A 21,973-nucleotide genomic window follows, 5' to 3' on the forward strand; every position below is an offset into this window, starting at 1 on the left:
TCGCGGACGCTAAAATAAGCGGGAACGCGCGCTGGCGTGATAAGAGGCCCTCTCTGTCGGAGGCAGAATGACCAAGAGCGAACTGATAGAAACCATATCCGCACGGCAGTCCCAGCTGTCCTCCAAAGACGTGGAGCTGGCGGTGAAGACGATACTGGAGCACATGTCCCAGGCCCTGGCGGTTGGGGAGCGCATCGAGATTCGCGGCTTCGGCAGTTTTTCCCTGCACTATCGCGAGCCGCGCCGCGGGCGCAATCCCAAAACCGGTGATACGGTCGAGCTCACCGGCAAGTATGTGCCTCACTTCAAGCCCGGCAAGGAACTCAGAGAGCGTGTCAATCTCGGCCTGCAGGCCGGACTCTGAATTGCCACTGTCGCCACAGGCGGTATGAGCTGATCATGCCGCCTTTTTTGTACCGGATTTGACCATGAAGCTGCTGCGTAAAGTTCTCACCCTCCTGCTGGTCCTGGCCATGCTGGCCGTGGGCGTGTTATTCGCCCTGCAGAACAAGGAGGCAGTGGCGCTGGATTTGCTGGTTTACACCTTTGCGCCCCACAGCCTGGCCCTGTGGGTGCTGGCGGCCTTCGCCCTGGGGGGCGTGGCGGGGATGCTGGCTTCCAGTCTGGTGATTCTGAAGCTGCGGACGGGCAGGGCCAACGCCAATCGCCAGCTGCAGCGCGCCAATACCGAACTGGATCGCTTGCGTACCGCGGGGCTCAGTAGTGGCGATTGACCTGCTGCTGCTGGCCATCCTGGTCGCCGCCATCGGCATCGGCTGGCTGCTCGGTCGACGCAGTGTGCACAGTGCCGGCAGCAGTTCCCGCATCGACCTGCCAAGCCAGTACTATCGCGGACTCAACTATCTGCTGGACGGGCGGCCCGATGGTGCGGTGGACGCTTTTATCAACGCGCTTGAAGTCAACAGCGAGACCCTGGAAACCCACATAGCGCTGGGTAACCTGCTGCGCAAACGGGGAGAGGTGGACCGCGCCATCCGCATTCACCAGAACCTGCTGGCGCGCCCCAGCCTGCCGCGGCCCCAGGTGCACCAGGCCCACCTCGAGCTGGCCCGCGACTACATCAGCGCCGGTCTGCTGGACCGCGCCGAACGGCTGCTGCTGGATCTGCTCAAGGAGTCCCCCGAGCAGCGCCGCGCCAGCCAGCGCCACTTGCTGGAGATCTACCAGAGCGAGCGGGAATGGCCCCAGGCCATCGATATTGCGACCCAGCTGCTGCCGCGCAAATCCCTGCTGGGGGGCAATGCGCCGCGCGAACCCGATGGTGCCGGCGGGCAACCGGTCAGTGTGGCGCTGGCGCACTATTACTGTGAGCTGGCCGATGAAAGCCAGAAAGAAGGCAGGCTCTCTGAGGCGGGCAAGTATCTGCAACAGGCCCTGGTGCAGGACAAGCAATGTGTGCGCGCTTCCATCATGCAGGGCGACGTCGAGTACGCCGCCGGCAATTTCAAACAGGCAGTCAAGGCCCTGCGGCGGGTGCGGCAACAGGACCCGGAATTCATACCCGAGACCATCGCGACCTTGCGCAAGTGTTATCAGGAGCTCGGGGATACCAGGGCGCTACGCAATTACCTGAAGGATTGTCTGGCAGCCAACCCCACGGCACCGCTGGTGCTGGCTGTGGCGGAAGACCTGCGCAGCGCCGAGGGGGTCGATGCGGCGGCGGAGTTCCTGTCCCGGCAACTGGCGCAGCGGCCTTCCCTGCGGGGCCTGGCACGCCTGATCAGCCTGCAGATGGACGATGCCGGCGGCAAAGTGCGCGACAACCTCGGCCTGTTGCAGGTGCTGGTGGAGCGCCTGATTGCCGAGCGTCCCGCCTACCGCTGCGGCCACTGCGGCTTCGCTGGCCGCCAGCTGCACTGGTACTGTCCGGGCTGCAAGCACTGGGGCACCATCAAGGCGATTCGCGGCGCGCGCGTCGACTGACTACCGATACAAGAGGAAACTCCATGACCAGTCCCGTTCTAGTGGCGCTCGACTACGCCGACACTATTGACGCGCTGGCACTGGCCCGGCGCCTGTCGCCGGAGCTGTGCCGCCTCAAGGTGGGCAAGGAGCTGTTTACCCGGGGCGGGCCGCAGCTGGTGGAGCGCCTGCAGGAGCTGGGATTCGAAATATTCCTGGATCTGAAATTTCACGATATCCCCAATACAGTGGCGGGAGCGGTGCGGGCCGCCGCCGATCTCGGCGTGTGGATGGTCAATGTCCACGCCGGTGGCGGTCGCCGGATGATGGAAGCGGCCGCCGAGGCGCTTGCCGGGCGATCCCGGCGACCGCTTTTGATTGCCGTCACCGTGTTGACCAGCATGACGGATGAAGATTTGCGGGAACTGGGTTACAGCGAGGGTGCAGAGGCGCGGGTGCAGAAGCTGGCGGCCCTGACCCGCGACAGCGGGCTGGACGGCGTGGTGTGTTCGGCGCTGGAAGCCCCGGGGCTGCGGGCCAGTTGCGGTAAGGATTTTTGCCTGGTGACCCCCGGTATTCGCCTCGCAGGCGATGCCGCCGGCGACCAGCGACGGGTTGTGACGCCGGCCGATGCCCTGGCCAATGGCGCGGACTATCTGGTGATCGGGCGCTCTATTACCGGGGCCGGGGATCCACTGGCGGTGCTGCAGCAGATTTGCTCGGATATCGCGTAACATCAAATGCGCCCGCCGGCGCGCGCCACTGAAGCGGTACTGCTAGTCTCCACTGTGATACGGATGCCTGCACGGATGCAGCCGAGTAAACGGAGATTATGCCATGACGCACTTACAGATCAGTCGAGCGACGCCGGACTCCTTCGTCCGCCGTCTTGTCCAACACCTGAAAACCACGTCCTTTGCCGGCCTGCTGGCGCTGTCTGCAGTGACCGGCCTCCTGCTGCCCGTCGAGGGCAGAGCCCAGGAGACAACGGTGGCCGCCGCCGCGGTGTCGGCGGTCAACATCAACAGCGCGGATGCCGCCACACTGGCAGCGCAACTCAAGGGGGTGGGGCTATCCCGCGCCGAGGAAATTGTGCGCTACCGGGAAATGTACGGCCCCTTCAAGTCGGTCGAAGAACTGGCTGAAGTGAAGGGAATCGGTCCCGCGACCCTGGACCGCAATCGCGCGGTAATAACACTGGAATAGGCCGGGCGCATCCGTATCATGTGGGGGCTTCGGCCCCCGTTTTGCTTCCGGGGCCTGGTCCAGAGCCATCCGGGGGGCGAGTGCTAACAAGCGAACAGCAGGGCGGGCAATGCCTGGTGACCGGCGCCAGCGGCTATATTGGCCGGGCCCTGTGTGCCCGCTTGGCCGCCGAGGGGCGACACTTCGTCGCCACCAGCCGCAGGGCAGCGACTCTGGCTGATGGACAGCCCGTCGTGGCCATGGACCCGCTGACGCCGGACCCGGATCTGCTCGCCGGTATTTCCAGCGTGGTGCACCTCGCCGGTGTCGCCCACCAACATGCCGCGCCAGAGGTATATAGCCAGGTCAATGTCGACGCCACACTGGCACTGGCCAGGGCGGCGCAGGCCGCCGGCGTGCGCCGGTTCATCTATTTCAGCAGTGTCAAAGCGATGGGGCCGTCCCCGGGCCCGGAGCCCCGTACTGAGGGCATGCTGACCCTGCCGGTGGATGCTTACGGCCGCTCCAAGCGGGAGGCGGAACTGGCGCTGGCGCAGTTGTGTGCAAACGGTTCGATGGAACTGGTGGTTCTGAGGCCCTGCCTGGTTTTCGGGGAGGCGCCCAAGGGCAATCTGCGCCTGCTGGCGCGGCTGTCGAGGTTCCGGGCCCTGCGCCCGCCAGGCGGTGGGCGACGCTCCATGGTGAGCTTGCCTGACCTGGTGACACTGACAGTGCAATTGCTGGACAGCACGAGGGCAGGCACCCACACCTGGATTGTCGCCGATGGGCAACCCTGTTCGGCCCGCGAAATGTACGATGCTTTGCGTTTTGCCCGCGGGTTGAGGCCCGGGTTTCAGTGCCTGCCGCTCCCGTTGTGGCGCCTGGCCTGCCGCTGCATCGACCGCTTGCGCGGAGAGGTTGCCGGCAGCACTGCCGGCAAGTTGTTTGGCGCTGAAACCTACCGCGCGGAAGCTGTCCAGAGGGACACCGGCTGGCAAGCCCGGCTGGGTTTTGCCGATCTGGCAGAGCAGATGGTGGCCGGCCAGTGACGGTGCTTGTGCTGGCGTTGCTGGCGGTGATTGCCTCGGCCGGATTATGCGGGCTCTACCTCGGCATTGCGCGCAGAAAGCAGTGGCTGGATCACCCCAATCACCGCAGTTCCCACGACTTGCCGACCCCTCACGGTGGTGGTGTGGGCATTGTGCTGGGGCTGGCCGCGGTGACTGCGCTGGCGGCAGCCTGGGGAGTCCAGTGGCCGGCGCCGGTGCCATGGATGGTGATGCTCGCCCTGTTCCTGATGCTGCTCGGGGTGCTCGATGATGTCCGTGGCCTTTCTGTACCGCTGCGGTTTGCGCTCTACGGGCTTTGCTGTCTCGCACTGGTACTGATGCTGGTGATGCCTCGGGAGATTGGGTGCTGGTGGCTGGTGCTGCCTGCAGTGCTGGCCCTGTTGTGGGGGCTCAACCTCTACAATTTCATGGACGGCATCGACGGCTTCGCCGCCTTGCAGTGTTTTTTTTCCGCCGGTGCCGCGGCGCTGCTGGCGTGGATTTATGGCAATAGTGCCCAGTACGCTTTGTTCTGCCTGCTGCTGGCCGCGGTTCACCTTGGCTTTCTGTTCTGGAATCTGCCGCCGGCGCGGCTATTTATGGGAGATGCGGGAAGTATTCCCACGGGCCTTTTGCTCGGTGGCTTGTTGCTGTGGGGGGGCGTCAGTGGCGCACTGGCGCCGGCAGTGTGGCTGATTCTACTGGCTGTATTTCTGACAGATTCCAGTTGGACGCTGATGCGGCGACTGTTGCGAGGAAGCAATGTGCTGCAGGCTCACCGGGAGCACCTCTATCAGCGCCTCAGCCGCCATTGGGGTGGCCATCTGGCGGTGGACATGGCGCTGGTTGCAGTACTGACTTTATGGTTGTTTCCGCTTGCCTGGCTTGCCCAGACGAATCAGCACCACAGTTTATTCCTTGTAACTTTGGCATATACTCCTCTCTTGATTTGCATGGCGAAAACAGCGGATTTGACGTAATATCCCCGCTCCAGGCTCACAACAATCACATCCATAGTGAGCTTCTGTTAGACCAAAGGGAGTGGGAGGAAATTTGCGCTATCGGCTTGCCAGTTATGCGCTGCAGGTGATTTCCGGAGCTCTCGGAAGCGTGCGCGATGGGCTGGAAAAGCTGATCGAACTTCCCCGCAATATCAAACAGGCCTTCCTGCTTTTACTCGACATGGTCTTTGTCTCTGTCGCCATCTGGGCGGCGGTGGCATTCAGAATGGGGCATGTCGAATTCAATCTCGGTCCGGTGGAGCTGCTGTGTGCAGTCTTCACCATCTTCGCCAGCGCACTCATTTTCTTGCGCCTCGGGCTCTACCGGGCTGTGATCCGTTTCATGGGCCAGCAGGCCATCTGGGCGGTGATTACCGCCGTCAGCTATTCCACGCTGGTGCTGGGTGCCGCGGTGTTCTTTACCCGCGCCGAAGTGCCGCGTTCCATGCCCTTTATTTACTGGTGTCTGGCCCTGCTGATGATCGGTGGTTCGCGCCTCAGTGTGCGGGCCTACTATCAGGCAAAGCTGCGCTCCCTGTCCAAGAACGTGATTATCTACGGCGCCGGTGAGTCCGGTCGCCAGCTGCTCACCGCGCTGCATCACGGTGACCAGTATCGCGTGGTGGCTTTTGTCGATGACAGTCATCACATGCAGCACGCGGTGATCAACGGTTTGCAAGTAGCCCGCGCAGAGGATTTGCCGCAGCTGATAGCCGAGCACAATATCACCCAGGTGCTGTTGGCCATTCCCTCTGCGTCACCGGAGCGGCGTCGCGAAATCATCGATTCGCTGGTGGGCTTGCCGGTGCATGTGCGGACCGTGCCCCGTATCAACGAGCTGGTGGCTGGTCGCGCCAGCGTCAACCAGATCCAGGATGTCGATCTGGACGACCTGCTGGGCCGCGAACCGGTACCGCCACATCCGGAGTTGATCGACCGCTGCATTACCGACAAGGTCGTGATGGTAACGGGTGCAGGGGGGTCCATCGGCTCCGAGCTGTGCCGCCAGATCCTGATGTCCAACCCCCGCGAACTGCTGCTGCTGGATAACTCGGAGTACGCTCTGTATCAGATTGAGCGCGAGCTCAACGAGATGATGCGGGAGCGCAATGTGCAGGTGGAGATGGTCGTGCTGCTTGGCTCAGTCCAGGATCAGCGTCGACTGGAAACCATCTACCGCACTTTCGATGTGAATACCGTCTATCACGCCGCCGCCTACAAGCATGTGCCGATGGTGGAATACAACGTGGCCGAAGGTGTTGCCAACAACGTGTTCGGCACCTGGTATGCGGCGGAAGCGGCGCGCAAGGCCGGGGTGGAGACCTTCGTCCTGGTTTCCACAGACAAGGCGGTACGCCCCACCAATATCATGGGTGCTTCCAAGCGCTTTGCAGAGCTGATTCTGCAGGGGCTGTCACAGCGCCACACCGGCACGCGCTTCTGCATGGTTCGCTTCGGCAACGTGCTGGGTTCCTCGGGCTCGGTGGTGCCTTTGTTTCGCGAGCAGATCGAGGCCGGTGGCCCGGTGACGGTGACCCACCCGGAAGTGTCCCGCTATTTCATGAGCATCCCCGAGGCGGCGCAGCTGGTGTTACAGGCCGGCGCCATGGGCACCGGTGGTGACGTCTTTGTGCTGGACATGGGTGAGCCGGTGCGCATCGTCGACCTGGCGCGGCGCATGATTCGCCTCAGCGGCTATGAGATGCAGCACGACAGCCAGCATGTCGGCCACATCGATATCGAGTTCATCGGTCTGCGCCCGGGTGAGAAGCTGCGTGAAGAACTGTTGCTGGGCAGTAATGTCAGTGGTACCGGGCACCCCATGATCATGCGGGCGGAGGAGGAGTGCCTCAGCTACGCGCAGATGCATCGCTATCTCACCGACCTGATGCATTACTGCGATGCCATGGATTGCGGCGGCATCACTACCGTGCTGAATGCCGCCGTCAGCGGCTTTGGCGGTCACGAGGTGCGTTACGATCACCTGTGGCGAAAGCAGGGAAAAGTCGGGCGGCGCGCGACACGAGTGCTCGCCAAGCCGGCGGCCTCCAGCACCACCTCCAACGTTCAGGAACTGTTCCCCGAAAAATCTTCATAGCGCCAGCGGCGCATTTCGACTGCAACCGGCAAGACTTCAATAATGACCCACTTTGACGTATTCAACGGCGACGCCGACGGCCTCTGTGCACTGACTCAACTCCGCAACGCTGAACCTCGGGAAGCGACACTCGTAACCGGGGTAAAACGAGACATCAAATTGCTCGACAGGGTCGAGGCCGGCCCCGAATCGCTGGTCACCGTACTCGATGTATCCATGGACAAGAACCAGGCCGGTCTGCAGAGAGCTCTGCAGAGTGGGGCCAGCGTGTTCTATTGCGACCACCATTTCGCCGGGGATATACCCGAACACCCGCGCCTTGAGGCGGTGATCAACACAGCGCCTGATGTGTGCACCAGCCTGCTGGTCAACAATCACCTGGGCGGCGCTTTTCCCGGCTGGGCTGTGGTTGGCACTTTTGGTGACAACCTGCGCGACAGCGCACGCCGTATTGCCCGTCCGCTGGCACTGGACGAGGCCGCGCTCGGGCGGCTGGAGAACCTTGGCATCTATATCAACTACAACGGCTACGGTTCGCAGCTGGACGACCTCCACTTCACACCGGAGCATCTGTATCGGCTGATCAGCCAGTACGCGGACCCCTTTGATTTCATGAGCGACAGCCGCGAGCATTTCCAGAAACTGGAAACCGGCTATCAACAGGATATGGCCGCTGCCGCGGCACTGACGCCGGAATATCGCGATGCCAGCGCCGCCGTGTTCATGTTGCCCGATGAGCCCTGGGCGCGCCGGGTCAGCGGGGTGTACAGCAATGATCTTGCCAATGCCGACCCTGCGCGTGCTCACGCGGTACTGACAGCAAAAGCCAATGGTTGCTTCCTGGTCAGTGTACGGGCGCCCCTGAACAACAAGACCGGCGCCGACGAGTTGTGCATGCAGTTCCCCACCGGGGGAGGGCGCAAAGCCGCTGCCGGCATCAATGATCTGCCCGCCGACATGTTGCAGCAGTTTATCGACCAGCTGGCGGCCTTCTACGCCTGAGCCAGCCCGGGCTGCACTTGAACTCGCAGGCACCTTGCCGGAAGATGCCTGCAGCCAAGTGGGAAATGCGCTGTGGATTGGGATGACATCAAGGTATTGCTGGCGCTGATCAGGCGTGGCTCCGCTCGTGGCGCCGCCCAGGAACTCGGCGTCAGTAATTCAACAGTAACCCGCCGTCTCGATGAGCTGGAACACCAGCTGCAAACCCGTCTGTTTGATCGTACCCCGGATGGTTATCGCATGACCGCGGCGGCGGAGCGTTTGCTACCCACCGCGGAGCATGTTGAAGAATTACTGCTGGCCGCAGAGCGGCAGATCACCGGTGGCAACCAGCATCTCGAAGGCGTTATCCGACTGACAACCCCGGATGTGTCCGGCATGGGCTTCATGATGAAGCGCCTGGCGCGCTTCGCCGAAGAATATCCCGCCATCGAACTGCAGCTGATGCCGAGCTACGATGCCCTGGACCTCAGTCGCAGCGAGGCGGATATCGCCATCCGGGTGATGCCCGCCGGGGTAAAACCGCCGGATTACCTGATTGGCCGCTACCTGTCACCGGTGACAGCCTCCACCTATGTGCACCGTGACCTGCTGCGGCAGGACGATCCGGCGGATGTCTCTCATCTTAGCTGGATTGGCAAGAACCCTGCCGGACAGAAAGAGCAGTGGCTGGCGGATACCGACTTTCCAGACCTGCGCGTTCGCCACTCCATTGCCAATATCAACCTGCTGGTGGAAGCACTGCGCGCCAGGATGGGGCTGGGCTTCATGCCCTGCTTTGCGGCTTACCATCACCCGGACATCGTTCGTGTGCCCGGAGCGGCCATCGTGCACCACTCCGATATGTGGGTACTGACTCACAAGGATTTGCGCATGAGTGCACGCCTGCGGGTGGTGCGCGAAATCATCGCCCAGGAATTTGAGCGCATCCGCCATCAACTGGATACCCGCTAAACGGGCCTCCCGGCCATCATCCTTTCAGGTGCTGCGCTTGTCCGGGCGGCCATTCTGGATGCCGCCGGTGAGGGCGATGCGCATGGCTTCCTCGACGGGAATATCCAGTGTCTGGAGCCGGTCTGGCGTGACATAGAGGGTGTAACCGCCAATCTGGTAGCTCATGGGCAGGTATACACCCACCAGCCCTGATTGCTGCTCGGGAAAGTGCTTCCCGGCAACCGCGCTACCCGTGACAAAGCCCATCAGGTGCCTGCCTTCCTGTACCTCCACCAGCACCACAGACTGTGCGTCGTGCTCGCGTTTGGAGGAAAACATACGGGTGAAATCCTGGATGGCACCAAAGATCGATTTGATCAGCGGAATGCGTCCGAGCAGGGCTTCACCCAGGCGCAGGATATAGCGCACGACGTAGAAGCGTACCAGCAGGCCGATGGCTACCAGGATAATGAAGGCTGAAAGAATACCCAGACCGCGGAAATACAGCTCTGGTGGCAGGACCAGCAGTATCGCCTTGCTGACAACCGTTTCCATCTTCGCCAGCAACCAGTAAACGAAATACACGGTGAGGGCGACCGGCAGTACAGTGGCAAGGCCCTGCAGTGCCAGTGTGAAAAGACGTTTCATCCTGTCTCCTTAACGGGCCCTGCGCTTGCGGCGGCCTTTGAGGGCTTTCTTGAACGCCTGCTTCTTGTCGTAGTAGTGAAAGGGAATTCGCCAGTAGGACGGCAGTGATCGCCCCATGGCCTGTTCGTACTGTGCAATGAATGCCGCGCGGTCCACCCAGTTGAGTTTGTAGGCGATGCGAATCAGGTCCTGCAGACGATGCCGGGGCTTGAGGTTGGAGCCGGGACCGTCCCAGATGCGCGCGCGACCAATATCTATCAGCATCGGGCTGATGGTTCCGTCGACCTGCGACTTGAGCATCAGGTTACCGGCAGACAGGTCGCGATGGAGGACCTGCTTGTTGTGCACGGTGCAGACAAAACCCGCTATGAGCCCGAACCACTGGGCCTTGTCCAGCCCCCGGTATTGCTCGATGCCATCGCGCAGCGCCGCGTAGACATCCCGCGCGGAGAAGGCATCGGGAATGTATTCACACAGGTACCAGGAATCGCGTATGCCGGGTTTTTCACCGTGCTCAAACCAGGCTACCGGTGTCGGGGTAGCGATCCCGCGACGCAGCATGGCACAGGCATTATTCCAGTGGCGACGGCCTTTGCTCGGGCGGAATCGATAGGTAAAGCGTTTGTGACCTTTGACACGGTTCAATTTGACCGTAAGTTCCTGCCAGCGCTGGGCGGGGTCGTGGATACACCACAGCCTGTTGCGGACATCGCGCAGGACGCGTAATTCCGGCGCGGTACTCAGCTGGTCCGGGGTCAAAGCGTCGGCCAGTTGCAGGTCGTCGTGCAATTGGTCCCGGCGCAGCGTCAGTCCTCCCCGCCAACTGGCGCTTTGCCAGTCAATGGTTTGGTATTCGGTGTTGGCAAAGTGTCGTGTGTAACCCGGCGTGAAAGAGGCAGCGCGTGCAGGTTGCAGATCGACTGACCGGGAAAACCGGATGTACAGCGGATGTTCTGTGACCGCGACCTGGGGTGGCAAGGTGTCCCCACAGGCGCTCTCAAAGTGTGCCGTGGCCAGGTCTTCTTCAGGCAGCAGGTGTGTCAGCGGTACGCTCTGGGTATCGCGACACCACAACAGATAATAAGGCTCCTCGCTCCCCTCGGCTGCAAGGCGGAACATAGAGAGCCCCGCCGCATCGTGGTGCAGAGTCTCAATCCGGCTTGCGCTTGCAAACCGACGAACCACCTGGGCCAGCGCCCGGTAGGCGTCGCAGATTCGGAAATCCGGGAGGTCGCCACGCACCTGCTGGTAAAAACTGACCTGGTCAATTTCCGGATAGTCGGTGCAGCGGTCGTCAATCAGGCCATCGCGGCTACAGATGAGCGGGCCCCAGTAGACGCGTTTCAAGGCACCGCTGGCGAGGGCGAGAGCGAGGTAGCGAACCAGATAGTCCGCCTGCTTCACTTCCGGCCAGGCTGAGCGACGGGCCAGGCGTTTGCTGGACCAGCAGTTGTAACTGCAAACCAGGGTACTGGCACCACGCCGGGCTCCAAGGAAATGCAACACCCTGGCCTTCTTGATCAGGTTGAGACGGGCAAGTCGCCGCAATGCACGGCCCAGCGCGCGATGGTCATAGGCTTCTGGCTCCAGTACACGCTCCACAAACAGGTTGTCGGTGTGCATGGCTGGGGCGACACCGCGGTGCTGGAAAATGCCGAGATAGGTCGCATTGTAAAGGGGTTCGAAATCAGAGGCGTTGGGGCCGGCCAGGGTAACCCCGTAATGGCCAGCCGCTTCTGCGGCAATCTCCCAGGCCTTGACGAAGCCCTGTGAAGAAAAGCCGGACCAGCGTCCACGGTTGGGTGTATTGCCGATTTCGAAGTACTGAACCCGTCCCCGGTAGCGAGCAAAAATGTCGTCAACGAACTCTCGCCAGGCGGATTGCACATCGGGGTCACTGGCCATGCGCTGCGCCGCCCACTGTGGCGGGAACAGGTTCAACAGCACTGCAAAGCCGTTGTCGAGCATACGCCCCAGCAAGCCTTCGGCATTGGCGTCAATGCCACAGTAGCTCAGGTCGATACGCACATGCCTTATGCCCAGTTCGTCCAGCCGCGCCAGCGTGTAGTCGTCGACCTGGACGGAACGCCCCGGGGCTACGTTGACACCGAGCGCGTCGCGGCTAAGGGGGGCCGCCGGCAGTGGATCACTGGACAGGCTCAGCCAGCGAGGAACTTCGAGAATGGATCGCAGCAATTGTGCGGCGGACAGGGCGAGATCCTGAAAGGCAGTGTGGTAGGGGATCAAAAGTGATTCGTACAGGTTATGGATATTGGGTGGGCGGAGTGTATCACGCGTCGCTGCTCAAATTTCAAGTTGGCGGAGCAAGGACTTGAAAGGGGGTGTCCATAAACGCAACGCTCTCGCTCACATGTGGATATCACAGTTATTTTTGGGTAGGGCTATGCTGTTTCCCACAACCTGCTACGGAGGCAGAGCGATGAAAAAAGTCATGAGTATGGTAGTGGTCGTGGGGCTGGGCATCGGTTCAGCAAACGTCTTCGCCGACCGCGGTGATAGCGAGAACCTTGCTGCGTGCACTGGCAGTGTCGAGCAGGTTCTGGGGCAGGATGTACGTACCCGTCTCTACGGGATCCAGCACCGCCGCCAGGGTGATCGCCTGCGACTGCGGGTTTTCCCCGCCGAAGGGGAGAGTCAGACCCTGAGTTGCTGGGTGGACGATGAGGGCGGGGTCAGCCTGCAAACCGCTGATGGCATCGCCTTGAGGGCAGAGCCGGCCAGTGATAGCCAGCGGGTCACGCTGAGCGAATAGCAGCGCTTTTGTTCAACCCAGGTCCAGTCTGAGCGGCCGCCCCCCGGGGCGGCATTTTTCGTGGAGCATCAGTCTTCAACATCGTCCACATCGATCTGGCCGGTGAGGCGTTTGCGGATATGGGACCAGGACATGCCCACCGCGAGTAAGAGCGAGACCAGCACCAGCGCGACCCAGGCCAGCGCGCCGGGTGAGTCCAGCGTCATCCACCCGAGGTCGACAAACAGCCAGATGACACAGCCAAACAGCGCCGCACCCAGAATCACGCCGAGCCAGCCCATGGAGAGAAACGTGGCCCGGACATAGATGATCCAGCCGATCAGTAATACCAGACCGACAATGGCGACTATCGGCCCAAAGTTTGTGCCGTCTGCCAGTACCCAACTCACATAGGAGTAGTCTGTAGGGTTGTAGGTGCCGAATACCAGCACTGCTGCAAAGAGCCAGCGAAGAAGAAAGCTGCCGGGAGTGAAGGAGTTTGCCATGCGTGACTACCGTCTCAAGCGGAAACCACTGAACGCTAATGCAAATTGACGCGGTGAACAAGCCGCATCCGATGAAAAGTTACATCCTCTGCGATGGCGGTCAATTGGGTTGGTTCTACTCCTTCCGCTTCTTCAGCATTATTTTTACAAATAGGATCAAGCAAAATAATAATGCAACGATGAGAGCCGACTTAATTATTGCACCTGCATCTATTCCATTCACATATGCAAAAAACGACGCGACTGCTACGCAGAATGCATACCACATAGAGGCGTAGTATTTTCTCATCCCAATTTTTTCTCCACTTTGCTTTGGGAGGAAGTGCCTCACTGCCCTGGAGAGGGTAGTGAGGCGGTTGTTTCCGAGTTCAGTGACTATTGTACTTGGAGCCACTGTTCCTGGGGGTGCTACCGCCACCTCCACCATAATGTTCCATCATAGTGTAGGTGGCGATGCCTAGCCCCAGTCCCGTTGCAAAATGACCGACAAGACCTGTTGTTGTGGTCCCTACTCCAATGTGACTGGCTAATGCCAGAGCAAACCCAACTGCCGGCAGCACACCGCCGTTCACCTGTTCCAGCTCATCGGCAGAAAGGCTGCGCATTTCATAAATAGTGATGTCCATATCAAAACTCCCTTTTTGATGATTTAACCATTCAATGAATGGTATCCGTACTTCTGTACGAATCTCTTATATTCAGCAGCGCCTAACGAAACAAGATTCATGTTGGTGTAGTGGCTCTCCCTGATTTTGTCTCGCGTCTGTATATGTTGGCGTCAAACAAGATGAGCATTACAAGGCCGATGCCGGCGCCGGTCAGGTTGACGAAATCCTGGGTGCCGGTTTCCAGGTAGTGCGTGCGGGCGCTGACGAGAAAGCAACTCGTCAGTACAGCGGGAAGTATGAAAGCGTAGGGCTTGTTCGATCCCGGGGCTGATGTGGCGACAGGATTCAGGATTCCCCGTTGATACGCGCTGTCAAAGGCGCACATGCAAAGGAAGTGTAGCGCGACAATTGAAATCAGCGTCGCTGCAAAGAGGCTTGCCAGGCTTTCCTTGCCAAGCTGGACATGCAGTACCCAAAGTATGGTGGCAGCGGAAAAGAGAATGCCGAAAAGCAATCCATGCCTAAAGACCAGGGGTGTGCCGCCGTTGCCCTCATTATTCATGCTCACTCCAGCTTGATCCGGACAGTATCTGCACAGTCGAGAATTGAAGATGTGGCCGAGTGTGTCACAAGGATCTTCGTCATCTCCAACCGTAGCAGGTTTTGCAGTACATTCTTCTCGGTAATTTCATCGAGTTGATTGGTCGGTTCATCCATAAGGAGAATAGCCGGTTTCCGATAAATTGCCCTCGCGATACAGATTCGCTGCACCTGCCCGCCGCTGAGCCCCGTGCCGAGGTCACCGACCAGTGTGTTGTACTGCATGGGTAGCAGCATGATGTCCCCGTGAATCCCGGCGGTTTTGGCGGCAGTCACGATCTGCTCGTAGTCGATGCTGGAATCGAAAGAACTGATGTTCTCTGCGATCGAACCGGTGAGAAGATGGTCGTTCTGCATCACAACACCCATTCTGCTCCGGTAGCCTGGTACCTGTTGTATCGGTGTTCCATCGAGCCTGATTTCCCCGCAATCCGCTTCGTTGAGGCCCGCAAGACACTTCAGGAGAGTCGATTTACCGCGACCGCTCTGCCCGGAAACAACCAGCGTTTGGCCCCTGGAGACGGTAAAGCTCAGGTTCTCGAAGACCGGCGGCTGATTCTGGTTGTAGCGGAACCCGAGATTCCTGACTTCAAGATCGCCGCTGAGTGCAGGTGAGTATCCGCCGGGCTGTTGAGCGCGGTGGTAGGGTTCCATCGTTTCGTGGGTGATGTCTGCCAACCTGTCTAGATGCACATTGAGCAGCCTGAATTCGGCGATCTGGTCTATCAGGCGTTCGGTGGCAGACACGAAATGACGCTTGAAGCTGATGAACGCCAGCAACATGCCAACGCTGATGTGCAGGTCGATGATCTGGCCGGCCGCAACATAGATCAGCAGGATGTCGCTGCCACCGAGGATCAGGCGCCCGGCGCTGTCGCCGCCGATTCCAAGTTTCGCCAGGCCGATATCCCGATTGATACTGTCGACCAGATGGTTTTGCCACTGCGCCTGTCGCGCCTCTTCCTTGTGAAACAGTTTTATCCAGACGACGGATCGCACGGCTTCAATAAAGCTGCTTTCGCGGCGGGCATCGATTCTGAGCTTCTCCTCGCTGAGTGACCGCACCCGTATCAGCAGGGCCAGGCGAATGCACCAGTAGGCCGCCACCGCGGCCAGCACCACTATGGTTAGCGTCGCGTCGTACCAGAGCATGACGATCAGTGTGGTGATGGTCAGAATGCCGTCGACGATCGCCGCGGCCATGCCGTTGGTGAGGATCAGTCTGACGCTATCCAGCGAACTGAAGCGGGACACGATGTCGCCGACGTGACGCTGGCTGAAAAATCCGCAGGGCAGGCGAATCAGGTGGTGAAACAGCGATGCTGCCATGCGCAGGCTCAGCCTGCTGGCAAGCCGCAGAGCCATCAACTGGCGCAGTATGCTCACGCCCGTTTCCAGCAGAAGCAGCAGGAAAAAGGCAGCGGCGAGTACCGCGAGCAGGTTGGTGTCGGCGCTGACCACGACATCGTCTACCACCGTTTGCAGATACAGCGGTGACAGCAGAGCCAGCAACTGCAGGAGCAGGGATAGCCCGGTAAGCTGGGCAAGGGCGGACCACAAGCCTTCGCGGCGGCCAATAAAGGCCGACAGGCGCAACGGGTTGCGCTCGTCGGCCACGGAGAATTCAGTGCGCGGCCACAGTTCCAGTGCAACACCGGTAAAGTGCTGGCCGGCCTGCTCCAGCGACAGTGTGCGCTGGCCGCTTGCCGGGTCGTGAATGGTGATATACCGGCGGCCGACTTTCTTCAGTACCACAAAGTGGTTCATGTCCCAGTGCAGAATACCGGGCCGTTGCAGTTTGATGAGGTGACTGGGATCCAGCCGCAGTGCTCGACACTGGAGTTTCAGGTTGTCGGCACATGCCATCAGGTCCTTCAGGGTGGTCCCCTGTGCCGACACCCGGAAGCGGTTGCGCAGGTGCCTGAGTTCACAGTGGTGACCGTAGTAACCCAGTACCATGGCCAGGCAGGCGATACCGCATTCGGCCTGTTCGCTCTGGCGGATCACCGGCAATTTGCGGGATAGACGCTGGAGGCTGTCGCGAGTGAGCTCACGCAGTGTGAAGGCGCCGGCGGCGGCCATCACAGCCTGCCCCGCAGGCTGATCATTGGTTCAAGCAGCCACTCCAGAATGCTCCTGTCCTCAAGCGTGATATCGGCTGCCAGTGTCATGCCCGAGCGCAGGGCGATCGCCTTGCCGTAGGCCTGGATAGTATCCGAATCCAGGCGGGCAACCAGGTTGTAGCCCGGGCCGTTGACCGGAGTGCCGGGGCGCATGATCTCTCCCGGCAGCAATACGGCGTCCGATACGCTAAGGACAGTGCCTCGGTGAATGCCGAACTTCTGGTAGGGAAATGCGTCGAAGCGCAGATTGACTGTTTGCCCTTCCCTGACGAAACCCGATGCCTCGACCGGCACGAACAGCCTGGCTTCCAGCTCCGGGTGGGCGGGCTCTATCGTCATCAGCGGCAGGTTGTGCCGGGCCGTGTGGCCAGGTCGCGCCTGCAGGTTGGCGATGCGGCCGGCGGCTGCGGCCTTGATAACGTAGGCGCGGTGTCCCTGCAGTTCTGCAATCTTCTGGGACATTTCGCTGAGCGATAGGGCCAGTGTGTCGACGCTTTCCTCATGCTCGCGCCAGTTCAGGTCTAGCTGCGATCTGGCGCTCGCAAGCCGGGCGCGGTGTTCTTCCCGCTCACGGGACAATGACTGGGCCTGCGCCCGGTACAGCAACTGCTGATCCAGCAGCGAATCCAGTTCGACTTTCGCCAGGTGGCCCGCCTCGATCAGCGAGCGGTGACGGCTGATGCGATCCGACAGTTGTGCCTGGCGCTCCGCCTGTGTTGCTATCTCCTGCTGCAGCAGGGCGAGCCCCCGCTCGGTTGTCAGAATTCGCTGCCGCAACTCGGCGGCGCGCTGCCTGGCAATGATTTGCTGCCTCGCCGAACGCTGCTCGAGCAGGGATTTCTGGTGCTGGTATTCGGTGAGCAGCAGTTCCTCTAGGTGCTCGCCATTTTTGAGGCTCGTGTCGCCGTTGACGACGAGGAGAGGCTGGCCGCGACGAACCGCTTCGCCCTCCTGAACGAGAACCCGGGCTATTTTGCCTTCGCTGTTGGCGTAAACCCTGATTGAGCCCTGGCGCGGTTCGAGCCAGCCCCGCACTGTGGCCTTGCGCGCGTAGCTGGTGCTGGCGAGGAACACCGCCGCGGTAACGACCCACACCAGCAGTGCGCAAACGATGACCGTGTGCGCTGCATGTGGCGCGAATAGCGCGCTACCGTACTTTGCCTGGCGCTGCGCTTGCAGCGCCTCAGGGCGAAATAGCTGCATGAATCCCGATCTTCCCTGATCACTGTTCATCCGTGGCCCGGGTGCCGGGCCTGCATGTCTAACTGTAGCGGTACGGGAGAGAAAAGAGAGATATCAAATCAGCCAGATTTGGCCAGCGGGTAAGCGTGAGACGGTGTCTCTCCTGCCTTTATTCCAGTACCCGCACCCGGAAACTCCGCCCCTTCACTTTGCCCCGCCCCAGCTTGTCCAGCGCCGTGTCCACCTCACTGCGCCGCACAGCAACGCAGGACCAGTTGTCGTAGAGAGTGATTTTGCCGACCTGTTTGCCGTCCAGACCGTTCTCGCTGGTCAGGGCACCGAGGATATCGCCGGGCCGCAGCTTTTGCTTTTTGCCAGCGCCGATTTCCAGGCTCACCATCGGCGGCTTGTAGCCCGGAGTTTTCAGCAGGGTGTGGGGCGGCAGGGGCACAGGGTCGATGGACTGGTCCAGCAGGGCTTCCAGTTTCGCCAGTTTGTGGCTTTCCTTGTCACTGAACAGCGTGCCGGCGAAACCGCTGCTGCCGGCGCGACCGGTGCGACCGATGCGGTGCACGTAGACCTCAAGGTCGCGCGGAATGTGGTAGTTGATCACCATGTCGAGCGCGTCGATATCCAGGCCGCGTGCGGCGACATCGGTGGCGACCAGTACCGAGATGCTCTTGTTGGCGAATTGCACCAGGATACGGTGCCGGTCGCGCTGCTCCAGGTCCCCGTGCAGGGCCAGGGCACTGAAGCCGTGGCGGGCCAGATCTCTGGCCACCTCGGCGCATTCGATCTTGGTATTGCAGAACACCACCGCCGAGTCCGGTCGCTGTTGCAACAGTAACAGGCGCACGGCAGAGGTACGTTCGCTGTCCTGCACGGGGTAAAACACCTGCGCAATGCTGCTGCTGTCGTGGGTGGACTCCATCTGCACCCGCTCCGGCGCCTGCATCACCCGCTGCGCAATAGCCTCGATCCCGGAGGGGAAGGTGGCGCTGAACAGCAGCGTCTGCCGCTCTGACGGCAGGTATTCGAGGATGGCGTCCAGCGAGGGCTGGAAGCCCATGTCGAGCATGCGGTCCGCCTCGTCCAGCACCAGGGTGGTGAGCGCATCGAATTGCAGGGTGCCTTTGACCAGGTGTTCCTCAATGCGCCCCGGGGTGCCGACGATGATGTGCGCACCGTGCTCGAGTGAGCCGATCTGCGGTCCCATGGGCATGCCGCCGCACAGGGTCAACACCTTGATATTGTGGATGCCGCGCCCGAGGCGGCGAATTTCCTTCGCCACCTGATCCGCCAGTTCCCGGGTCGGACACAGCACCAGCGCCTGCGCGGCAAAGCGTTTGACGTCGAGCTTCTGCAGCAGGCCCAGGCCAAAGGCGGCGGTCTTTCCCGAGCCGGTCTTGCCCTGGCCGATCACATCGCGCCCGGCCAGTATGAGTGGCAGGCTGCCAGCCTGGATCGGGGTCATATTGTGGTAGTCCAGCGTGGCCAGGTTGGCCAGCAGGTCGGCGTTGAGACCGAGAGAGCTGAAAGCAGTGGTCACGGGCGGGTGTCCTTGGGAGGAAAATTGTCAGACCTGGCATGATAGCCGAAGGCTGAAGGTGCGGCGGCAAGGCGGTGACCGGCCGCGGTCAGCGTGCGGCGGGAGTGGTGAAAGAGACAGCCAGAAAAAAGCCCCGAAGATCTTTGATCTTCGGGGCTTTTCTTCAATTGGCTCCGCCTGCTGGGCTCGAACCAGCGACCCATTGATTAACAGTCATTTTGCATCCCTGATTGAGAGGCTTGTCACAGCAGGGTGTTTCTCTTCAAGGCCAGTAAATACTCGGTCTTTGAGCGGACATTAAATGACATTGACTGCCAGTAAGTTGCCACCTACACTGTGACAATACTGTAACAAGCCTATTTGTCACATGCCGACCCTTAGTGAAAAGTTGATCAAATCTCTGCCGGCGCCGGCCAGTGGCAGTCGCATCATCTTCGATGATCACCGCGACGCGCCCAAGGGATTTGGCCTGAAACTGACGAAGGCCGGAGGCAAATCATTTATTTTGCGATATTTTCACAAATCCAGTGGTAAGGATCGGCAGCTCACCATCGGGAAGTGGCCCACCTGGTCACTGGCGGCGGCTCGCGACAAGGCTGAGGACTTCAAGCGGGAGACGGACGGAGGGAAAGACATCCTCGAGGAACGTCGCGCCGAGCGCCGGAGGCCGAAGCTGGGGCCGGCGATGGACGAATACTGTACCCAATTGATTGATCCGCTGGCGAGTGGGGCCCAGGTACGGTCGATGCTCGAGCGCTACCTGGTCAAACCTGTTGGCCCAAAAACCAAGCTAACTGAAATACGCCGCTCTGACGTGCGGGCTGAAGTCCAGAAGCTGGCGAAGAAACACCCCCGGCAGGCTGCCCTACTGCTCTCCTACTCCAAGAGCTTTTTCGCCTGGGCTGAGGATGCCGAGATCATCAAAGTAAACCCTATCGCTTCTCTGAAGCCCGCCAAGGTCGACAAGGCCATGAACAACGCGAATTTCGTCCGCGGGCGAGTACTTGATGATGAAGAACTATTCGCCTTTTGGGCAGAGGTCGAAACAGTTGGGCTACACCGGCTCACGGCACTTGCCTTGAAAATGATCCTCGTTACTGGCCAGCGCCCAGGAGAGGTCGCTGGAATGCATGAGAGCGAAATCAATGGCAAGGTCTGGACGATACCGGCCGCGCGCCGGGGGAAGACCAAGACCGCCCATGTGGTGCCTCTGACACCCCTAGCCCTGGATCTGATCGAGCAGGCGCGCGCTGAAGTGGCCAGGCTATCAAAGCGCCGGCGCGGAAAGCCTGCCGGGTATATCTTTGAGACACGCCCGGGGAGCAGTCCTGCCGTGAACTCTCTCGACAGGGGGGTGAAACGATTCGCCGGTAAGCTCGGAAACAAAGATAGCAAGGAATGGGGCCACTGGACGCCTCACGACCTCCGTAGAACCTGCAGGACTGGCCTCAGCGCCGCGGGAGTTGGCCAGGACATAGCTGAGCTCACCATCGGCCACACGCGCAAGGGGATCGCCGCGGTCTACGACCTGCACACATTCGACAAAGAGAAACGCCGCGCCCTGGAGGCCTGGGAGCGCCGCTTGCTGAAGATCACCGCCAGGAGTGGGGGTGGGAACGTCATCACCGCCACCTTTGGCATTTGATGGGCTCCAGCGGTGTCTGAAGCGGGGCGCCGGTGATAGCGCACCGGAGCCTCCAGACCGGAACCACACCTCAGGAGGGTGAAATCATGGCTGAGGCAAGCGTAAAAAAATGCTCGAAAATTCTTGAACATACGCTTTCACAGATGGCGCATCAGGATCAGGTTCTAGTTGTGGCATATATCCTTGCTCTGAAAAATGAGCGGAAAACGTCCCGTGCCTAGTCCTCGCAACTCGGGGGTGATCCAGATCCTTTTATTGCAGCGCCAGGCTTGCCTAGGGCCTGCTTGGTGCGAGCATAGCTAGAAGTGGAGTGGCAGGGGCAGTGGGAAAGAATATATTTCAGAACACGGGGTATACACTCGATCAATCAGTTGAGTACCTAACTGACAGTATTGAGAAGCCTTTTACGACCGCTGACGTAGAGGCTCTCATTCAAAACGGTTACCTGATAGCGGGAGTATGTCTTCCGAACTCCGGCGGCTGGGTCTATCTCGACCCTGATACTTATGGTGAATTGCCATCAGGCATCCCTGAAAGGAATCCTCACGTCCAAGTGCCTCCACACGAAGGATCGTTGCCATATCACCAACCACCCCCTCACGAAGGAACATTGGTATATCGCAGTTTGCCTGAGGCTCGTAGAAGACGCATAGACGAGATGGTCATCATTTGGCATGAATTGGACAAGCAGAGTGTTCGGGTACCGATTGAAGAGCTAGATCGGTATATAGCTGATCCAGTCCGAAACACTCGATTCCGGCAGGTGCAGACTCACCTCAGGTCGATACAGGATTCCGCAGGTATGGGTGTCAGGGAAAAGCGCTATGCAGCTATAGACGCTTTGCTTGACGAGGTTGAAGCCTTCGACCCCCAGTTCGATCGCTTCTCCATGCCAGGCCGGATAGCTGAATTTCAGAGTTTCTTTACAAATTTTTCCGGTCTTGGAGAAATTACCCTGGGAGAGTTTGAGCGCGCTTGCAAAGGAAAGTATGTCGCCGGGGCTTCTCTCTGCGCGTGGAGAGCATCGCCGTCACCAGATTCTGCCTATTGGGATATGGTTTTCGATGAGTGGAAAACCTCAATCTGAAGCAATGTTACCGCTGCGCACATAAAGCCCCCTTTAGTCTCGACAAAAGCCCCCCCTAGTCCATATTGAATGCCCCCCCGTA

21 protein-coding genes and 1 tRNA gene are annotated in these 21,973 nt (G+C 60.2%); 13 read left to right on the forward strand and 9 right to left on the reverse strand.

The window, feature by feature from the left end; translation table 11 throughout:
- The first annotated feature begins 67 nt into the window (after window positions 1–67).
- The 10 genes from ihfB (at window position 68) to FVW59_RS04175 (ending at window position 9,212) form a co-directional block, all read left to right on the forward strand.
- The gene (gene ihfB / locus FVW59_RS04130; protein WP_116368712.1) at window positions 68–364 is read left to right on the forward strand and encodes an integration host factor subunit beta; all 297 of its coding nucleotides are present in this window, start codon (window positions 68–70) and stop codon (window positions 362–364) included.
- 64 nt (window positions 365–428) lie between these two features.
- Window positions 429–734: a lipopolysaccharide assembly protein LapA domain-containing protein gene (locus FVW59_RS04135; RefSeq protein ID WP_148062934.1), complete on the forward strand. Its 306-nt coding sequence runs from the start codon at window positions 429–431 to the stop codon at window positions 732–734.
- A complete protein-coding gene (gene lapB / locus FVW59_RS04140; RefSeq protein ID WP_246139619.1) occupies window positions 724–1,944 on the forward strand; it encodes a lipopolysaccharide assembly protein LapB in 1,221 nt (406 codons plus the stop codon). The genes FVW59_RS04135 and lapB overlap by 11 nt, the downstream gene beginning before the upstream one ends.
- A 23-nt stretch (window positions 1,945–1,967) precedes the next feature.
- Window positions 1,968–2,657, forward strand: a complete 690-nt coding sequence (gene pyrF / locus FVW59_RS04145; RefSeq protein WP_148062935.1) for an orotidine-5'-phosphate decarboxylase — start codon at window positions 1,968–1,970, stop codon at window positions 2,655–2,657.
- Between the two features lie 103 nt (window positions 2,658–2,760).
- Window positions 2,761–3,129 carry a ComEA family DNA-binding protein gene (locus tag FVW59_RS04150; protein ID WP_148062936.1) on the forward strand — a complete coding sequence of 123 codons (369 nt, stop codon included), beginning with the start codon at window positions 2,761–2,763 and terminating at the stop codon, window positions 3,127–3,129.
- An 80-nt stretch (window positions 3,130–3,209) separates the two neighbouring features.
- A complete protein-coding gene (locus FVW59_RS04155; protein ID WP_187275743.1) occupies window positions 3,210–4,157 on the forward strand; it encodes an NAD-dependent epimerase/dehydratase family protein in 948 nt (315 codons plus the stop codon).
- Between the two features lie 8 nt (window positions 4,158–4,165).
- Window positions 4,166–5,137 carry an MraY family glycosyltransferase gene (locus tag FVW59_RS04160; RefSeq protein ID WP_148062938.1) on the forward strand — a complete coding sequence of 324 codons (972 nt, stop codon included), beginning with the start codon at window positions 4,166–4,168 and terminating at the stop codon, window positions 5,135–5,137.
- Between the two features lie 130 nt (window positions 5,138–5,267).
- Window positions 5,268–7,256, forward strand: coding sequence for a polysaccharide biosynthesis protein (locus FVW59_RS04165; protein WP_246139620.1), 1,989 nt, complete (start codon window positions 5,268–5,270; stop codon window positions 7,254–7,256).
- Window positions 7,257–7,298: 42 nt separating this feature from the next.
- Window positions 7,299–8,258, forward strand: a complete 960-nt coding sequence (locus FVW59_RS04170) for a DHH family phosphoesterase (RefSeq protein ID WP_148062939.1) — start codon at window positions 7,299–7,301, stop codon at window positions 8,256–8,258.
- A gap of 72 nt (window positions 8,259–8,330) precedes the next feature.
- Entirely contained in the window at window positions 8,331–9,212 is an 882-nt protein-coding gene (locus tag FVW59_RS04175) for a LysR family transcriptional regulator (protein WP_148062940.1), read from the forward strand.
- Between the two features lie 24 nt (window positions 9,213–9,236).
- On the opposite strand, the gene FVW59_RS04180 is transcribed toward FVW59_RS04175, so the two are convergent.
- Both FVW59_RS04180 and FVW59_RS04185 read right to left on the reverse strand, forming a co-directional pair.
- The gene (locus FVW59_RS04180) at window positions 9,237–9,839 is read right to left on the reverse strand and encodes a DUF502 domain-containing protein (RefSeq protein WP_148062941.1); all 603 of its coding nucleotides are present in this window, start codon (window positions 9,837–9,839) and stop codon (window positions 9,237–9,239) included.
- Window positions 9,840–9,848: 9 nt separating this feature from the next.
- A complete protein-coding gene (locus tag FVW59_RS04185) occupies window positions 9,849–12,086 on the reverse strand; it encodes a lipopolysaccharide kinase InaA family protein (RefSeq protein WP_148062942.1) in 2,238 nt (745 codons plus the stop codon).
- Window positions 12,087–12,279: 193 nt separating this feature from the next.
- On the opposite strand from FVW59_RS04185, the gene FVW59_RS04190 reads away from it, so the two are divergent.
- Window positions 12,280–12,612 carry a hypothetical protein gene (locus FVW59_RS04190; RefSeq protein ID WP_187275744.1) on the forward strand — a complete coding sequence of 111 codons (333 nt, stop codon included), beginning with the start codon at window positions 12,280–12,282 and terminating at the stop codon, window positions 12,610–12,612.
- A gap of 68 nt (window positions 12,613–12,680) precedes the next feature.
- On the opposite strand, the gene FVW59_RS04195 is transcribed toward FVW59_RS04190, so the two are convergent.
- The 7 genes from FVW59_RS04195 to FVW59_RS04225 form a co-directional block, all read right to left on the reverse strand.
- On the reverse strand, window positions 12,681–13,097 hold the full coding sequence (locus tag FVW59_RS04195; protein ID WP_148062944.1) for a DUF6524 family protein: 417 nt from the start codon (window positions 13,095–13,097) through the stop codon (window positions 12,681–12,683).
- A 368-nt stretch (window positions 13,098–13,465) separates the two neighbouring features.
- A complete protein-coding gene (locus FVW59_RS04200) occupies window positions 13,466–13,723 on the reverse strand; it encodes a hypothetical protein (protein WP_148062945.1) in 258 nt (85 codons plus the stop codon).
- A gap of 97 nt (window positions 13,724–13,820) precedes the next feature.
- Window positions 13,821–14,267, reverse strand: coding sequence for a hypothetical protein (locus tag FVW59_RS04205; RefSeq protein ID WP_148062946.1), 447 nt, complete (start codon window positions 14,265–14,267; stop codon window positions 13,821–13,823).
- Window positions 14,268–14,269: 2 nt separating this feature from the next.
- A complete protein-coding gene (locus tag FVW59_RS04210) occupies window positions 14,270–16,387 on the reverse strand; it encodes a peptidase domain-containing ABC transporter (RefSeq protein ID WP_148062947.1) in 2,118 nt (705 codons plus the stop codon).
- Window positions 16,387–17,631, reverse strand: a complete 1,245-nt coding sequence (locus tag FVW59_RS04215) for an HlyD family secretion protein (protein WP_187275745.1) — start codon at window positions 17,629–17,631, stop codon at window positions 16,387–16,389. The genes FVW59_RS04210 and FVW59_RS04215 overlap by 1 nt, the downstream gene beginning before the upstream one ends.
- A 148-nt stretch (window positions 17,632–17,779) precedes the next feature.
- Window positions 17,780–19,159, reverse strand: coding sequence for an ATP-dependent RNA helicase DbpA (gene dbpA / locus FVW59_RS04220; RefSeq protein WP_148062949.1), 1,380 nt, complete (start codon window positions 19,157–19,159; stop codon window positions 17,780–17,782).
- Window positions 19,160–19,327: 168 nt separating this feature from the next.
- Window positions 19,328–19,411: transfer RNA gene (locus FVW59_RS04225), tRNA-Ser, on the reverse strand.
- Between the two features lie 115 nt (window positions 19,412–19,526).
- Here FVW59_RS04225 and FVW59_RS04230 point away from each other — a divergent pair.
- Window positions 19,527–20,804: a tyrosine-type recombinase/integrase gene (locus FVW59_RS04230; protein WP_148062950.1), complete on the forward strand. Its 1,278-nt coding sequence runs from the start codon at window positions 19,527–19,529 to the stop codon at window positions 20,802–20,804.
- 802 nt (window positions 20,805–21,606) lie between these two features.
- Window positions 21,607–21,891, forward strand: a complete 285-nt coding sequence (locus tag FVW59_RS19575; protein WP_187275746.1) for a hypothetical protein — start codon at window positions 21,607–21,609, stop codon at window positions 21,889–21,891.
- Window positions 21,892–21,973: the final 82 nt, after the last annotated feature.

The organism is Parahaliea aestuarii (genome assembly GCF_008064635.1).
GTDB lineage: Bacteria > Pseudomonadota > Gammaproteobacteria > Pseudomonadales > Halieaceae > Parahaliea > Parahaliea aestuarii.

Coding starts and splice junctions, on each gene's coding strand:
- ihfB (WP_116368712.1), top strand. CDS start 68: ATGACCAAGAGCGAACTGATAGAAACCATATCCGCACGGCAGTCCCAG.
- FVW59_RS04135 (WP_148062934.1), top strand. CDS start 429: ATGAAGCTGCTGCGTAAAGTTCTCACCCTCCTGCTGGTCCTGGCCATG.
- pyrF (WP_148062935.1), top strand. CDS start 1,968: ATGACCAGTCCCGTTCTAGTGGCGCTCGACTACGCCGACACTATTGAC.
- FVW59_RS04150 (WP_148062936.1), top strand. CDS start 2,761: ATGACGCACTTACAGATCAGTCGAGCGACGCCGGACTCCTTCGTCCGC.
- FVW59_RS04170 (WP_148062939.1), top strand. CDS start 7,299: ATGACCCACTTTGACGTATTCAACGGCGACGCCGACGGCCTCTGTGCA.
- FVW59_RS04180 (WP_148062941.1), bottom strand. CDS start 9,839: ATGAAACGTCTTTTCACACTGGCACTGCAGGGCCTTGCCACTGTACTG.
- FVW59_RS04190 (WP_187275744.1), top strand. CDS start 12,280: ATGAAAAAAGTCATGAGTATGGTAGTGGTCGTGGGGCTGGGCATCGGT.
- FVW59_RS04195 (WP_148062944.1), bottom strand. CDS start 13,097: ATGGCAAACTCCTTCACTCCCGGCAGCTTTCTTCTTCGCTGGCTCTTT.
- FVW59_RS04200 (WP_148062945.1), bottom strand. CDS start 13,723: ATGGACATCACTATTTATGAAATGCGCAGCCTTTCTGCCGATGAGCTG.
- FVW59_RS04205 (WP_148062946.1), bottom strand. CDS start 14,267: ATGAATAATGAGGGCAACGGCGGCACACCCCTGGTCTTTAGGCATGGA.
- FVW59_RS04210 (WP_148062947.1), bottom strand. CDS start 16,387: ATGGCCGCCGCCGGCGCCTTCACACTGCGTGAGCTCACTCGCGACAGC.
- FVW59_RS04215 (WP_187275745.1), bottom strand. CDS start 17,631: ATGCAGCTATTTCGCCCTGAGGCGCTGCAAGCGCAGCGCCAGGCAAAG.
- FVW59_RS04230 (WP_148062950.1), top strand. CDS start 19,527: ATGCCGACCCTTAGTGAAAAGTTGATCAAATCTCTGCCGGCGCCGGCC.
- FVW59_RS19575 (WP_187275746.1), top strand. CDS start 21,607: ATGGGTGTCAGGGAAAAGCGCTATGCAGCTATAGACGCTTTGCTTGAC.